Annotated in this window: 15 protein-coding genes; 2 read left to right on the plus strand and 13 right to left on the minus strand. The window is 67.8% G+C overall.

Features of this window, described 5'->3' with window-relative positions:
- Positions 1-131: 131 nt before the first annotated feature.
- Together JJ685_RS05135 and JJ685_RS05140 are read left to right on the plus strand one after the other, a co-directional pair.
- On the plus strand, positions 132-365 hold the full coding sequence (locus JJ685_RS05135) for a hypothetical protein (protein ID WP_201673116.1): 234 nt from the start codon (positions 132-134) through the stop codon (positions 363-365).
- Positions 366-753: 388 nt separating this feature from the next.
- Entirely contained in the window at positions 754-1,746 is a 993-nt protein-coding gene (locus JJ685_RS05140; RefSeq protein ID WP_201673117.1) for an SGNH/GDSL hydrolase family protein, read from the plus strand.
- Between the two features lie 9 nt (positions 1,747-1,755).
- Here JJ685_RS05140 and JJ685_RS05145 read toward each other — a convergent pair whose 3' ends face one another.
- The 13 genes from JJ685_RS05145 to JJ685_RS05205 all read right to left on the minus strand — a co-directional run bounded on the left by JJ685_RS05145 (position 1,756) and on the right by JJ685_RS05205 (position 13,648).
- A complete protein-coding gene (locus JJ685_RS05145; protein ID WP_201673118.1) occupies positions 1,756-2,529 on the minus strand; it encodes a hypothetical protein in 774 nt (257 codons plus the stop codon).
- A 2-nt stretch (positions 2,530-2,531) separates the two neighbouring features.
- Positions 2,532-4,358 carry a hypothetical protein gene (locus JJ685_RS05150; RefSeq protein ID WP_201673119.1) on the minus strand — a complete coding sequence of 609 codons (1,827 nt, stop codon included), beginning with the start codon at positions 4,356-4,358 and terminating at the stop codon, positions 2,532-2,534.
- Complete coding sequence (locus JJ685_RS05155) at positions 4,358-5,254, minus strand: hypothetical protein (protein WP_201673120.1); 897 nt, start codon at positions 5,252-5,254, stop codon at positions 4,358-4,360. The genes JJ685_RS05150 and JJ685_RS05155 overlap by 1 nt, the downstream gene beginning before the upstream one ends.
- A 9-nt stretch (positions 5,255-5,263) precedes the next feature.
- Positions 5,264-9,313: a phage tail length tape measure family protein gene (locus JJ685_RS05160; protein WP_201673121.1), complete on the minus strand. Its 4,050-nt coding sequence runs from the start codon at positions 9,311-9,313 to the stop codon at positions 5,264-5,266.
- Positions 9,314-9,739: 426 nt separating this feature from the next.
- Entirely contained in the window at positions 9,740-10,132 is a 393-nt protein-coding gene (locus tag JJ685_RS29655; protein WP_201673122.1) for a DUF1799 domain-containing protein, read from the minus strand.
- The gene (locus JJ685_RS05170) at positions 10,051-10,437 is read right to left on the minus strand and encodes a phage tail assembly chaperone (protein WP_201673123.1); all 387 of its coding nucleotides are present in this window, start codon (positions 10,435-10,437) and stop codon (positions 10,051-10,053) included. The genes JJ685_RS29655 and JJ685_RS05170 overlap by 82 nt, the downstream gene beginning before the upstream one ends.
- 115 nt (positions 10,438-10,552) lie before the next feature.
- Positions 10,553-11,356, minus strand: a complete 804-nt coding sequence (locus tag JJ685_RS05175) for a phage tail tube protein (protein WP_201673124.1) — start codon at positions 11,354-11,356, stop codon at positions 10,553-10,555.
- A 107-nt stretch (positions 11,357-11,463) separates the two neighbouring features.
- A complete protein-coding gene (gp17, locus tag JJ685_RS05180; protein WP_201673125.1) occupies positions 11,464-11,829 on the minus strand; it encodes a tail completion protein gp17 in 366 nt (121 codons plus the stop codon).
- Entirely contained in the window at positions 11,826-12,359 is a 534-nt protein-coding gene (locus JJ685_RS05185; protein ID WP_201673126.1) for an HK97 gp10 family phage protein, read from the minus strand. Before JJ685_RS05185 ends, gp17 begins: the two co-directional genes overlap by 4 nt.
- Entirely contained in the window at positions 12,356-12,676 is a 321-nt protein-coding gene (locus JJ685_RS05190; RefSeq protein ID WP_201673127.1) for a phage head closure protein, read from the minus strand. The genes JJ685_RS05185 and JJ685_RS05190 overlap by 4 nt, the downstream gene beginning before the upstream one ends.
- Entirely contained in the window at positions 12,676-13,116 is a 441-nt protein-coding gene (locus tag JJ685_RS05195; protein WP_201673128.1) for a phage gp6-like head-tail connector protein, read from the minus strand. The genes JJ685_RS05190 and JJ685_RS05195 overlap by 1 nt, the downstream gene beginning before the upstream one ends.
- Positions 13,116-13,337, minus strand: coding sequence for a hypothetical protein (locus JJ685_RS05200; RefSeq protein WP_201673129.1), 222 nt, complete (start codon positions 13,335-13,337; stop codon positions 13,116-13,118). Before JJ685_RS05200 ends, JJ685_RS05195 begins: the two co-directional genes overlap by 1 nt.
- On the minus strand, positions 13,334-13,648 hold the full coding sequence (locus JJ685_RS05205) for a hypothetical protein (RefSeq protein ID WP_201673130.1): 315 nt from the start codon (positions 13,646-13,648) through the stop codon (positions 13,334-13,336). Before JJ685_RS05205 ends, JJ685_RS05200 begins: the two co-directional genes overlap by 4 nt.
- Positions 13,649-13,677 lie beyond the last annotated feature (29 nt).

Raw genomic sequence — 13,677 nt, forward strand, 5'->3', positions numbered from 1 at the left:
AGAAATGCCCGAAAATCGCGCCTTCATGTCCGCCCGTCCCGACTTCAGCGCCCACACCCCCATGATGGCGGGGCGGCTTCTCCTATGAAGCTGAGCCGAAAAGCGCAAAACCCACGCCGAAACCTACGCTCATGCGTCGCATCACATTCGCCCGGTACTACCTGCCGCCCGGCCCGGGCCGGCGCAAGCCCTACCCCAGCACCTGGAAGATGAGCCCGGAGGAGGCGGCGGAGCGCGGCGCGACGGAGATCGTCCAGGGCAGCGAGGAGGTGCGGGACGTGCCCGAGTCCGACGAGGAGATCCGCCGGGCCCAGACGCACTACCAGTCCGCCGGCCGGGACAGCGTGAAGCCACCGCAGAAGTGAAAAAGCCCCCGAGCCCGCTCGGGGCCCGGGGCAGAGGTTGACGACGGTCAACACGTAAGAGGTAGTACGCCGTTCGGGCGACGTGCGCTGCTCAGCCGCTGCGCACAATGGCGGTCCCGGAGGGAACAGAATGAAAAGAACGATCGCCGTGATGGCGCTGCTCGCGGTCCTGGCTGGGTGTGGCGGCGGGGGCGGCGAAGCACCGCCAACCGCGAGCGCGCCAACACTGGAGCCGCCCGCCCCCGTGGCCACCATCGAGCCGCCTCCGGCATCGCCTCCGCCGGCTGCCACCCCCACGCCTGAACCCGTGCCCGAGCCAGCTCCGGCCCCAACCGCAGAGCCCCCCGCCCCGCCCCCGGAACCTGAGCCGCCTGTCGTGCAGGCTGACTTGCCGCCCACCGTGACGGTCGTGGCGGCCGCCACGACAACGATCCAGAGCGCCCGAAAGGTTGCGCCCAGCGACGCCGCTTTCCGCTATCTAGGCGCCGCACCTGGCCCGTGGGCGAATGACAAACGCTTCTGGGTCGCGTCAGGCGACCTGGCGCAGCACCTGAAGGTGACCTTCAAGACGAATGCGCCGCGCGTCGACCTGTTCATGACCGAGTTCAATACCCGGTTCGAAATCCGAGTAGACGGGAAGACTGCGCCTGGCATGCCCGTCCGCTTTGGCACAACTGGCACGCCCCGCGTCGTGCAGCTCGAGTTCCCCGCAGGCTCGCGCGAGCGCGTAATCGATGTCTACGGCCTGCTCATGCCATTCGGCGGTGTCTGGGTCCCCGACGGCTACACCGTCACGCAGCCCACCGAACTCGATGCGCTGCCCGTGATCGCCTTCGCCCCGGGCGACTCCTATACGCAAGGCACCGGGGCCGCGACGCCTCGGCAAACCTATGCCGGCTGGGCGGCCGATGCGCTGGGCTACGAAGGCTGGTCGGATGGCGTGGGCAGCACGGGCTGGCTCACCACGGGAGGGAATTCGCCCGCGCAGCGCGTGCAGAGCACGGCCGCCAAGCTCTCGCATAAGCCGGACATCATCGTGACGGCCATGGGGTTCAACGACGCTGGCGGCGACCTCGCCCTAGTCGCCGCCAGCTACGACGCGACGATCGCGCAGCTCAAGGCCGCGTGGCCGACGGCGAAGCTCGCGACGCTGGGGCCGTGGACTCCGCGGGGGACGACCACCGCCGCCCTGACGGCCATGAAGCAGACGCTGCAGGCCCGCGCGGCGGCGAACGACGTGGCGTTCATCGACGTGGAGGGAATCATCACGCCAGAGAATGCAGCGCAGTACACGGGCAGCGACAACACACACCCGACCGCCGCCGGCCATCGTTACCTGGGCGAGCAGATCTCGATCAGGATGAAGGCCATGGGGCTCTAGTCGGCCGGATCACGAGAACCGGCCCACACCAGCGGCGTAGTCGGCGGCCACGATCTGCGCCACGGTCTGGCCGCCGCTCAGGTCGTCGAACAGCGTTCGATAGATGGTTCCGTCGTAGGCATCCGTGCTGAATGCGGGCAGCTTGCCCACGCGCGGCAACGAACTGGAAGGTTGGTAGATGCTGGCCGCTGCCGCGGCGGTTCCAGTGCCGTTCTGCACACCATTGACCCAGGCGCTACGGGTGAAGGTGCCCGCTCCGTTGCCTTGGTAGCCGACAGCCACCTGGTAGACCGTGCCGGACACCACGCCGTTGTAGGTCGTAGCGCTCAGCGTGTTGGCAATGAAGGCGAAGGAGGCGGCAGACTGATAGATCAGGTATTGCGAAGTCCCAGCCGCGCCATCCGTCATGCCGACGATGAACTTGTTGCTGGACACCGCCGAGGGCTTGACCCAGGCGATCACCACGAACCCTGTGAGCTGGCCGGACGCCACCTTGCCGGTGGTGGGCAGGCGGATCTCAGGGCCCGTAGCAGCGGCGGAGGTGAACCCCCCCGCTCCGCCCCATCCCGACGTGCCGGCGAAAAAGCTTCCGTCCGCACCGGTCACCAGATTCACCCATGAATTCCCAACGGACGGCGCCGCTTGGGACGGCCACGAGTAAGAGTCGAGGGCATCCAGAACCCACTTCGACCCGGAGGAGGCCGCCGGGTCGCGGTAAAGGATCGGCAGGCTGGTGTCGGTGCAAGCCCCGCCGGACTTGAAGACGGAAGTGTTGCTGGGCATGGTCAGAATCCTTTGCTGTCGAAGATGCGCTTGATCTCAGCGGCCACAACGCCGTAGCCGGCGGTATTCAGGTGGTAGCGGTCGGTGTGCAGGAGGCTGCGCGGAGGCAGGCCCGCAGCGATGTCCGCGAGGTCGTTGCCGCTGCCGTCGTTGTGTCGCTGGAGCAGCCCGCGCAGGTCGATGTACTCGTAGGGGTAGGCTTCCTTCACCAGCGCCAGGAGGCTGTCGTAGGTCGCCTTGATCGTCGCCACGCTGCCACTCAGGCAGTCGATGGCCGGCATGACGACCACGCGCCGCTTCTGCGTCGTTGCCTGCCAGGACAGGTACTGCCCGATGTACGCGAGGATTTCCGCCGCCGTGTTGGACAGCATGTTGTTGGTGCCGATCCAGCACACCAGAGTATGAAAACGGTGCGCCTCGGTAGCCGGGACGAATGGAATGGCCGAATCGCACACGACGATGCTGCCGGCAGCGGTGCGCGCGAAGCTGTACTGCCCGGTGACGCCAGCCTTGGACAGCGTTCCCGGAATGCCGGCCAGCGTACCGGTAATGGACTTGGTTTGCGAAGCGTCGGCGTAGGCCAGCGGCGCCTTCGTCACGGTAACGTTGACCGAGCCGCTAGCAGGGATCTCTGGGAAACCGCTGGCGCCAGTGGGCAGCGTGACCAGCGAAGGCACCGGGCCGAGTCGCGCAAGGATCGAGCTGGAGCTCTGCCCGCCGTAACCGGACTTGTAGATGGTGCGCGTATCGGCTGCCGCGACGTACAGGGCTTGGAGCTGCTCCCCCACGCTCTGCCCCGCAGAGGCGCCAGCGCCTTCGGTCAGCGAATCCCCGAAGATCACGCTGTCGGTGGACGGCTGGGTGTACGAGATCGCGGTCGGAACGCCCTCCACGGCCTGGGAGATGTTGACGCCTTTCACCTCCAGTTCGCCGTTCTTGAGGAAGCCTCCCAGGATGCGGCTTGCTGAGTCGGTGAAGGCGTGCAGGTACAGGCTGCGCTCGGGGCCAGCCAGCACCGTTGCCGCTGCGATGGCGGCCCCCTGGCCAGCCGTCAAGGCGGCAGCCGCATCCGCAAGCGCCTGCGTTACGCCGCCGGAGATGTTCACCCCCTTGGACCAGAACGTGCCATCCAGCTTGATGCCGCCCAGCAGCCGGCCCGCGGAGTCCTGCCAGGCATGCAGCCACCCCGTACGCGCCGAGCCGAATCCTTGGGGGAACAGCGCGTCGAAGAAGGACTTCACGTAGAAGCGCCCGACTTCGGTAGCGGACCCGCTGTCGTTGCGGTACTGAATGATGTAGTCGCCCGAGAAGACGCTGAACGTCTGGCCGTTCGTAGTTCCGGCGAGGCCGGCGGCAGTGCTTGCGTACACACGGCCCGAGGTGTTGGCAGCGTCACGCGCCGCTTCTGCCGCAACCTTCGCCGCAGTGGCCGTCGTCGCCTGCGCGGCGGCATCGACCGCTTGTGATGTCGCTATCCCGGCTTGTGTGGTCGCATCGAAAATAGCGGTGTCGACGTCCCCGAAGGCGGAGGCGATGCCGGCGACGGTCACAGCATCAGCCGCCACCTGAGCCGCATCGGTGGCCACCTGCGCCGACTTGGTGGAGACGTCGGTCTGCAGCGCATTCATCTCCGTCACGTGCGTGCCGGCCCACGTGATGTACGTGGCCAGCCAGGCGCGCAGGTCGGAGACCGAGTTTCTGAAGCCGACCAGCCACACGACGAAGGCGTCAGCCAGCGAGCGGAAGGATGACGGGTTGACGCGCGAAGGCGCATCACCAGGCGCTGTCGGGGACGCCGGTGGCGCGGAGGGCGGTGCGGTCAAAGGCATCAGGTCAGCCCTTTCATGGAAACGTTGAAGACGTCCGTCCCCGGGTAGCTCAGGGTGCGCCGCCAGCTCTCCGCCAGGCCGAACACCTGAGCGTCGGGTCGCGCGTCGGAGGCGAGGACGAGGATCGGTCGCGCGCGGTTCTGGGTGAGGAAGCGCACCAGTGTCGGCGAGCGCACAACCGGCACGTACACCGTGAACTCCATGTTGTCGGCGAAGTCTCTTTCAACGATGTCGCGCACACCGAACTCGTCCGCCGAGATTCGGGAGTAGTCATCAATGCCGGTCGTGACGCCACCCTCGGTGATGCCCGCCTCCAGTGCCGGGCCCATCAAGACCTCGCCGCACTTGGCAGTTCCTCCCGTGTTGTCGACGGTGATCTTGTAGATCGCGTCGCCGAACGGAAGCATCCCCGTGAACACCACCTCGCTCTGGCGCGTGATGGGGTTGAAGAAGTACTCGAACCAATCTGACACCGGGTCGTCCAGGCTGATGGTTCGCGTGAAAATGACGCCGTCCGCCACCGTGCGCTGCTCCACCGTTACCGACGTTGCCTGCACGTTGCGCAGCGAGACAACGCCGATTACCTGTGCCGGCGTGACTTCGACGACGATCGTGTCCGCGCGCTCCGTCTGCGCCCCGACCTTCTGGTCGAACATGCGCATCTTGTTGATGGCGCCGACGCGCACCCACCATGCGGCATCGGACACGGCGTGGCCGGTGTTCGCGGCTTGCAGGGATTGGTAGACCGACTCCCCGGACGTGGCTTGATCGCCGAGCCCGTATGCGTGCCCGGCGTCGTACGCCGCAGGGTCGAGTGAGCCGTCAACGTTGGTCGACGTGAGTGCCCCGCCAGTCGCAATGACGAGGGGCTCGACGAAAAGTGCTCCGCTTGCCATGGTTTTCCTTTAAGCGCGCACCGCCGGCATGCCGTCGATGTCGAATTTCTTAAGCCGGGCTTCGATCTTCTGAAGGTTCGTGACCGCAGCCACGTCGCCCACGCGGGTTTCATCGCGCAGGCCCCGGAGTTCCGCCTTGATGTCGCGCAGCAGAGGCTCCAGGGCAGCGTTCGATGCGAACATCCCGCGGGTCTGCTCGTTCGTGTAAACGCGGCCGGGCGTCTCGAAATCGACGACCTCTTGGCCCAATTCGCCCACCAGCACCGGGCCCGCGCCGCGCCAGCCGCCCGTGGCAGCGCCAGAGCCCCGAAACTCGGCAGACCAGTCGATGTACGTGTTTTGGGCCGTCGTCGCGGCAGCCACGGCCGGAGCAACTACGGCTGCCGCAGCAGCCGCAGCAGCCGCTGCCGCTTGGCGGGCCACCTCGTCGGCCGACGCCTGCTCCGCAGCGATCTGCGCCGTATAGCGCAAGGTCTCCTGCTGGATGGCCGTCTGGGCGTTCAGGAACGCCGTCAGCGCATCGCCGACGGAGATCACGGTGGTGTTCAACAACCCCAGCGCCGTGAGCTGCTGCGTCATCGCATCGAGCTGCTGCTGCGCGGTCGTCGCGCGGCCTTCCGCCGAGGATGCGGCAGTCGTGAGCCCTGCCTGCACGCGAGCCACTGCCGCGGCAACCTCCGCGGGGGTGCGCGCGGACTCCCTCGCCGCGTCGATCAGCGCCTTGCCGGAGGCGCCGAGGGCCTGCAGCGCCTGCTCGTTGCCGGCGACCGCGCTGGAGAGCGTTCCAGAGAAGACGCTGTTGGCTCGGGCCGTGCGCGTCGAGCGCGATGCGGGCGCCTCGTCGGCCAGGCTGTCGCGCACCTGGCGCAGTTGCTGCGCGTAGTTCGTGTGCCGCTCGACCACCCCGCGAAGGGCGTCGCTCTCGCGCTCGTAGGCGGCCATCAGGGCGCCGCGCGCCGCGGCTTCGGTCGCCTTCAGGTCCGACAGGGCCGCTATGTGGTCGTACAGGGCGCGGTTCGTGTCGTCGATCGCCTCGCGCTCCTTCGCACGCGCCGCGGCGACCTGTTCCAGATCGGTGTGCGTCAGGTCGAAGAGCTGCGCCTCGAGCGTCTGACGCTCGGTCATCGCCTTCTTCAGCTTCTGCACCGCAGCGTCCAGCGCGCCGCCTGAGAGGGCGTCGACGTCGCCCAACTGGCGAAGGTACGCCCCGATCTTGTCCGGCAGGCCCGTTTCCTCCAGAGCCTTCAGGATCACGCGGTTCGCCTCGTCGGTCACCGCAGCGGTGAGCTCGGCCTCCGACCTGCCGACGTTCTCGGTCCCGCCCAAGCGGTCGCCACGGCTGCTGATCTTCTGGCCGTTCAGGAAGGCGTCGAAGGCGAGCTGGGTCTGCGCCGTTCCCTGCGGGTCGGCGGCGCTGAACACCCCGAGTTGCAGGTCCTTCGCCAGCTGGCCAGCGATGGCCTTGTAGGTCGCCTGCGTGGCCTCGACGATGGTCCGCGCCGCCGTCGGGTCGCCGCGCGTGGGCATGCCGACTCCGAAGCCGGACTCGGTCTTGGGTCCGCCGCCAGGGCTGACCAGCTTCCCGAAGATCGCGCCAGGGATGCCGCCGAACAGCGCCCCTCCAGCGCTGGCCACCTTCATCTGGTCGCCCTTGAGCCCCATCATCTGGCCGATGGTGGAGCCCACCATGGCGCCACCGGCGGCGATGGTGCCAAGGAACCCGAGTTGCGAGCCCGCAATAGTGCCCAGGCCGGGGATGGACATCGACCCGCCGAACGGGCTGGGCGGGCCCATGAGGTTGCCGGGCTGGCCGAACAAGCTGCCAAAGCCCTGTTGGCCGAAGCTGGCCAGCTGTCCCGCCACCGGCTGCAGCACCGCCTGGATGACCGGCTTCAGCACCAGCGTCGCGAACATGTTCTTCAGCGTGTCGCGCAGGTTCTGGGCGAAGTCCTTGCCGCTCTCGAAGCCGCGCAGCAGAGCGTCCGTGAGGCTCTGGTTGATGCTGTCGGTGGTGCGCTGCCACTCGTCCAGAATCGTCTTCTGTTCGGCGTTCGCGGCCTGCACGCGCGCGTTCGAGCGCGCCTTGTCCTGCAGTTCCCGGCGCTTCGCATCCGCCTCCGGGCCCGTGCCGAGGTTCAGCCGCTCGATCTCGGCGAGTTCCTTCGCCAGCGCGACTTCCACGCGGCGCTGGGCGATGATCTTCTCCCGCTCCTGCTGCGTGCGACCGAGCAGGCTCACCTCCAGTTGCAGGGTCTGCGTCTCTTCGGCCGCCACGCGCCCGGCCTCGTCCAGGCTGCGCGACTTCTGCAGGAATTCCGCCTTCTGCAGCGCAGCGACGAAACGCTCCTGCGCCTCGGTCTTGGCGCGCAGGCCGGCAACGTAGCGCGGGTCGAACGTGTCCGACGAGTCCGCCTCGGCGAGTTGCAGCTTCAGCAGGGCGAGCGTCGACTCCTCGACGGCCGTCTTGCTCTTGCCGAACTGCGCGTTGGCGGCCTCCTGGCCGATCGCCTGCTGGCGGATCGCGTCGGCCTGCTGGCCCACCGCGTCGGCGTGCTTGGTGATGGTTGCGAGCGCGTCCTTGTAAGCCTTGTTCTGCTCTTCCTGCGCCTCGCGCTGGCGCTGCACGACGGCCAGGCTTTGCGCCGCGGCCAGCGCACGCTCCTTCTCCGCGCGCGCCACGCCAGTGATGCTGGTCTTCAACTCCTCCTGAATCTTGATGACCAGTTCTTCGCCCGCGGAGAGTTTGCGGTCGGAGAAGTTTCCCGAGGCGATCTGGTCTTGCAGGCGCTTGAGTTCGCGCTGCTCTGACTCAACGCGCGCACGGATGCCGGCAACTTCGCTTTGGCCGGTCGTCTCCGGCGCAAACGACTTGCGGATTCCGGCTTCTGTGCGGGCGATCGTCTTCGGATCAAGCTGCGCGCGGATGGCTGCAGTGCGCTCGTCGGCGGGGGTCTTGCGCAGTTCCGCGAGGCTGTCTCGGTACTCCTTGAGCGCCTTGTTCAGCTTGGCCTGCTTGTCGGCGTACTGCTCCGAGGTCTTCGACGCCGCGTCGTATGCCGCGATGCCGGCCCGCGTGGCCGCCGCCGCCTGCTCTGCCGCCGCCGCCGAGCCGTTCTGGATCTCCAGCATGCGCAGCAGGCGGCGCTCGTCGGCAGCCAGCTCCTGCTCGCTCTTCTGCCACGGCAGACGGAAACGCCGATTCGGGTCTTGACCCCGCACGGACTTGAGTTCCGCCTGCACCCCGGCAAGCTCTTGCGCCGTCGACTGCTGCCGGCCGATCTCCAGAGTCTTGTCGCCGACCTCCTTGAGGACGCCGAGCACGCCTTTCCATGCGGCCTCGATGTACCCGACGTTCTCCACGATGGCCTTGGAGCGATCCTTCGTGGTGTCAGCCAGTTGCTTCGTGGCGAGGTCGGCCGCCTTCTGCTTCTCGCCCTGCTCCTCCAGCGCCTTGATCTGCGCGTAAATCGCCGTGGACAGGAAGTTGTACTGCTTGTTCAGCTCCGCAGCCGCCTTAGCCGGCTCGTCCTGCAGCTTCACGAAGTCGGCGAGCGTCTTGGACACGGCCTGCCCCGTGGCCTTCTCCATCAGGACCGCGGCTTCGGCGATGGCGGAGATGTTCTGGCCGGCGAGCTGCCCGTTCTTCGCGATCTCCGCCAGGACTTCGGCCGCCTTGCCCTTGGTGCCGGCCACGCTCGCGAGCGAGTCGCGCAGCTCGCCGAAACGGCTGGCCGACACGCCGATGGCATTGCCAGAGAGCGTGGCAGCGTTCTGGAACGACCTCAGCTCCTCGCTGCCCGCATGCGCCGCAAAGGCGATGCCGGCGATGGCCGCGGCCCCGATGGTCAGCGGGTTGACCAAGCCGACGATGTAGCCGCCCAGCGCGCGCGCCGCCGGCCCGATGCCGCCGAACATATCTTTGAGCTGGCCGCCTTGCTGCAGCAAAACCTGCAGGGGCCGTTGGCCAGAGGCGAGGCTCGTCGCGATGTCCGTCATCTGCGCCGGCACGCCGCGCAGCGCGAACTGCAGCTGCTTGGCGGACTGCGCGGTGCCGGCCATGGCGGCCGCCTGCGACTGCAGGCCCGAGGTGGCCTGCGCCTGCTTCGCCTGCACCGCCTCGAGCTGCGCCAGGTAGGGCTTCAGCGCGTCGACGCTCACCCCGCGCTGCGCGGCCAGGGCCTCGTAATACTTGGCAGTGGTGCGACCGCCCGCCTCCATGACAGCGGTGGTGCGCTGGATGCTGCCGATGATGCTGCGCGTGGCGCCGTCCAACTTCGCCGCAGCCGGAGCACTGCCGTCGCCGATCTTCTGGACGGCCTGCCCCGCCTGCTGGGCGGACTGCTGCAGGGCCTGGGCCATGTCCCGCCCACCCTGCTTGACCTCTTCGAAGCCGGCCTTCGCCCCGGAGCCGTCGACGACAACGGGAACGACGACCTTGCGGTTTTCGGACATGGAGTGTTTCCTGAGAAGCCGCCCGGGGGCGGGTCAGTTGGAGCGCATGACGGTCAGGGCTTCCTGCTCCATCACGCGGATGTCGGCTTTGGTCTGCTGGCGCTCGTCACCGGAGAGCCCGAGGTCGTCGAGCTCGCGGTGCAGGACGGAGTAGTCCAGCCCCGTGGGACCGTTCATGCCGACGCGCCATTGAGTAGAGAGCGAGGCGAACAGCTCGAAGGACTGCCAGTTCTCCGGCCAGACCTCGAACTCGACGCGCTGCTGCGCGGCGAGAATGGCCTGGCCGATCAGGTCTCCGGCTGCTGGCTGCGGCAGGCGCTGATACAGCGCCGCAGCCGCCTCCTTCAGTTTCCCAGCCGGCCCTCGTTGATCGCGACGCGGTAGATCTCCATGACGGCGTTCGCCGCGCCGGGGAGCTCGTCGCACAACTGCAGCACGTTCGCGTGGCTGAATTCCTCGTCGAGGTTCCAGCCATCGGCGATCTGCAGGATGTAGTCGGTGTTCGCCGCCGCGGTGCGCTTGTGCAGCTCCTCGACGCTCAGGTCTTCGGAGGGCTGCTCCTGGGCGCGAGCCTTGCCGGCGGCCATCACCTCGTCGAGGAAGGCGCCGAATTCGGAGCGGGTGCGGTACTTGAAGGAGACCTCGATGGCGCCTTCGCCACCTTCGAGCATCGGGAATTTGACGGTACGCTTGAACGACTTCGGGCGGGCGCCCAGCTTGATCTTGGCCATGTGTGTTTCCAATCGCGGGAGGAGGGAATCGCCCGTGCCCGAGCCGCCGCTCTCCCGCGACGGAGAGACGACAGCCCGGGTCGGTGCTCTGGATGGGGCTCGCGCCCCGGTGGGATCAGGTCGAGTAGGAGATCTGGCGGCCCTGGAACGACAGGACCACGCTCACGGCGTTGACCTGGTTCTGGTTCAGCTGCGGCTGCTCGTTGCAGGCCATGTACCCGTAGCCGTAGGTCGTGCCGCCGCCGCCCAGCACCATCTTGAACGCCACCGGCGTGAGGGTGCGGGAGATGTCCACCATGGCCAGCCAGTTCACGTCCGCCGGGTCGTGGCCCAGCGACAGCGTCGTCGTCGACGGGTTGAAACCGGTGGGGATGTTCTGCGAGTTGCGGCTCGCCAGCGGGCTGACCTGCGTGAAGCGCGGGTCGCCGCCGGAGGTCTGGATGCCGAGAACCTGCGGGATCTGGACCCAGGAGCCGACCTTCTTCGCGGTGCCCGTTCCGCTGCCGGCCGGGTAGAAGCTGGTGCTGCTGGTGTTCAGGCCCAGGACCTGGAAGCCGTTGACGTCCTGCTGGTCGACTCGGTAGATCGCGTTCTTCGCATCTTCCCAGCCCGAGTCCAGGAAGATCTCGTCGTTGTCGACATACCCGTGCGAGGTGGAAGTCGCCAGCGCGGGGTTCGCGTTGGTCAGGGCCGTGATGGTCTTGGCGGCCGCGAAGTTCGCCGAGGAGCAGAAATAGAACCGCGTGCCCTCGGGGAAGTTGTAGGTGCCCAGCACCAGGCCGTTGCGCGTCATGTGGCCGAAGATGGCCTGCGAGACACGGTCGCCGAAGTCGCGCGCGAGATCGCGGCCGGAGGGGGTGAACAGCGCGAAGGCGATGACCGCCAGCGCCAGGACGGACAGCAGGAGCAGGAGTTTCATGGTTTCCTTTCGGGAATGAAAAAACCGCCCGAGGGCGGCTGGTGGGTTGCCCTGGCGGGCACATGGGAAAGCCCGCCGAGGGCGGGCAATCTCATTCGGTGGAGCTGCTAGGTCGTGTGCCAGCAGCCGAAGGACTGCAGACACCCATAGACCGGGATGTCGGCGTCGTAGTCGGAGACCGCCGCGGCGATGGGCCGGGCCTGGAACGCGGTCGCGGCGCGCATGGCGTCCTCAATGGCGCGCGAGATCTGCAACGCCTCGGAGCGCGTGTTGCTCCAGACGTTGATCTGGATTTCGGAATTGCGCTTCCCGGGCGCGCCGTTCGCGATCGGGTTCAGCACATCGCCTCCGACCTGCTGGAAGGTGACATAGGGCCGCGTCGCGCTCACCGGAGCGAAGTCAGGGAAGACGCGCGTCCCGAGAGCCGGTGCGGCTGCCTTCAGGAGGGTGACGAGATCGGCTTCGAAGGTCATTTCTGCATCGCCTTCCAGAAGGCTGCCTCAACGGCGGCCGCGGCCTCGCCCTGCTTGTACGCGGCGGGGCGCATGAAGGGCCGCGCCGCGATCTGCTTCGGCGCGGGCAGCGGAGCCTTCTTGTTCGTGTACCACTTGCCGTCAGCGCCCAGGTACACCTTGAATTTCTGGATGTGGCCGTACTCGATCAAGTGCGCGTGCGGCGCCTTCACCGGGTTCCATGACACGTCGTAGCGGACCCTCGAATACCCGCCGCTGGGAAGCTCGACGCTGTCCTTTTCCACGAACGCCTGATAGATGGAGGAGCGCAGGCTGCCGGAGACGCTGCCGATCCGGTCCACGTTCTGCAGCACCGCCCGGTAGATCACCTCCGCGCCGGCCTGCGCCGCCGGCCGCAGGGCTTGCGAGATGTCCTCCTCCAGGCCAGCGAGCATGTCGTTGAAGGCGGACAGGTCCACCGGCATCTGCACCGGAGGGTGCTGGCGGGCGTAGGCCGCGCTCCGGTTCGCTGACGTGCGACTCGGCTTCACGCAACCACCTCGCACGCTAGGTCCACATGTTGCCGGCCCGCCTCGTCCGGCAGCACCGCCTTGATCTGGTACGTCGTGGCGCCGTGCACCACCCGCATCGCCGCGGTCACGTCGGTGCGGTAGCGGATCCGGATGGAGGCGCGCACCGTAGCCGTCTCCGCGCCGGCCTTCACGGTTTCGAGGCCGTTCAGATGGCGGATGTTCGCCCAGACCGTCGCAAGCGTCGTCCAATCGCCGGGGATGGGCTGGCCGAGTTCGTCCTGCGTGGCCCCAGGCTGCTGGATCGTGACCTGGCGGTTCAGCGTGCCCGCGCGCATCACGCCCCCAGGCGCCGGTACGGCTGCAGCAGCGCAGCGGCTGCCTTGTCCGTGTCCGAGCCGTCGTACAGGTGCTCGAGTTGCAGCAGGATGCCGGCGGTGATGTCCGCGTTCAGGACGATCCCGAACTGCGCGCGGTCGGAGGCGGCCTGCGCGGCGCGCCAGGCGCTCGCGGCGTAGTCCTCCGCCTTCGCGCGGAGCTCGCAGTCCGTCAGCGTCGCCGCGGCGATCATGGCGGCGTCATAGGCGGCCTTCGCTGCAGCCAGCGCCGCGGGCGCGGCGGCAATCGCGGTGGACAGCGCCCCAGCGTCCGCGTACACGTTTCGGTCCAGGAGCTCGAAGGCGAACCGCTCCGCAGCATCCAGCAGCGGCTGCACGCGCGGGTCGCCGGCTTCTGCGCGAAGGTGCGCGATGGCGGTGTTCAGGTCCACCAGGGGCATTACTTGCTCCGGACCTTGCGGGGGGTCGGGGTCGGCGCGGGCGCGGGGGCCTCAGCGGGCTGCGGGGCCGGCGCGGGCGCCTTTGGCTGCACGTACTCGGCGACCTGCGCCTCCTCCACGAGATGGCGGGCCAGCGCGTCCGGGGCGCGCATCGTGTCGCCAGGGGCAAAGCCCCCGAACGCGGAGTGAGCGCCGAACTTGGTGAACTTGATCTGGATCATGTCGAGAACCACGGCAGATAGCCCACGACGCCGCCGATCGTGACCTTGATCCACTTCTTCGGGCTGATCGCGGCCGGGGCATTGGTGGCGGTGAAGGTCGCCGTCCCCGACCCGGTGGAATCGCATCCATCGACGATGAGGGTGTCGCTCGGTTCGTCCACATCGAGACGCGGCGTCGCGTCGGCCACGCCGGACTCGTTGATCAGGCCCTGCGCCGCGAGCTCGTCGAGCAGGCCCTGGGCCCCGGTGACTGTCGCCCCCTTCGGGACAGCGCCCAAAAGGTGGTGCGAGAAGTTGGCGGTTGCCTTCATTGCGTCTCCTTCAGCGAAAAGGGGCGGCC

It is taken from the genome of Ramlibacter monticola, from assembly GCF_016722785.1.
In the GTDB taxonomy this organism is placed as follows: domain Bacteria; phylum Pseudomonadota; class Gammaproteobacteria; order Burkholderiales; family Burkholderiaceae_C; genus Ramlibacter; species Ramlibacter monticola.

What these genes read in the sequence shown, in the direction of transcription:
- JJ685_RS05205 (WP_201673130.1), bottom strand. Translation starts at nt 13,648, where the DNA reads ATGAAGGCAACCGCCAACTTCTCGCACCACCTTTTGGGCGCTGTCCCG.
- JJ685_RS05150 (WP_201673119.1), bottom strand. Translation starts at nt 4,358, where the DNA reads ATGCCTTTGACCGCACCGCCCTCCGCGCCACCGGCGTCCCCGACAGCG.
- JJ685_RS05200 (WP_201673129.1), bottom strand. Translation starts at nt 13,337, where the DNA reads ATGATCCAGATCAAGTTCACCAAGTTCGGCGCTCACTCCGCGTTCGGG.
- JJ685_RS05160 (WP_201673121.1), bottom strand. Translation starts at nt 9,313, where the DNA reads ATGGCCGGCACCGCGCAGTCCGCCAAGCAGCTGCAGTTCGCGCTGCGC.
- JJ685_RS05145 (WP_201673118.1), bottom strand. Translation starts at nt 2,529, where the DNA reads ATGCCCAGCAACACTTCCGTCTTCAAGTCCGGCGGGGCTTGCACCGAC.
- gp17 (WP_201673125.1), bottom strand. Translation starts at nt 11,829, where the DNA reads ATGACCTTCGAAGCCGATCTCGTCACCCTCCTGAAGGCAGCCGCACCG.
- JJ685_RS05175 (WP_201673124.1), bottom strand. Translation starts at nt 11,356, where the DNA reads ATGAAACTCCTGCTCCTGCTGTCCGTCCTGGCGCTGGCGGTCATCGCC.
- JJ685_RS05170 (WP_201673123.1), bottom strand. Translation starts at nt 10,437, where the DNA reads ATGGCCAAGATCAAGCTGGGCGCCCGCCCGAAGTCGTTCAAGCGTACC.
- JJ685_RS05190 (WP_201673127.1), bottom strand. Translation starts at nt 12,676, where the DNA reads ATGCGCGCGGGCACGCTGAACCGCCAGGTCACGATCCAGCAGCCTGGG.
- JJ685_RS05195 (WP_201673128.1), bottom strand. Translation starts at nt 13,116, where the DNA reads ATGCCCCTGGTGGACCTGAACACCGCCATCGCGCACCTTCGCGCAGAA.
- JJ685_RS05135 (WP_201673116.1), top strand. Translation starts at nt 132, where the DNA reads ATGCGTCGCATCACATTCGCCCGGTACTACCTGCCGCCCGGCCCGGGC.
- JJ685_RS05155 (WP_201673120.1), bottom strand. Translation starts at nt 5,254, where the DNA reads ATGGCAAGCGGAGCACTTTTCGTCGAGCCCCTCGTCATTGCGACTGGC.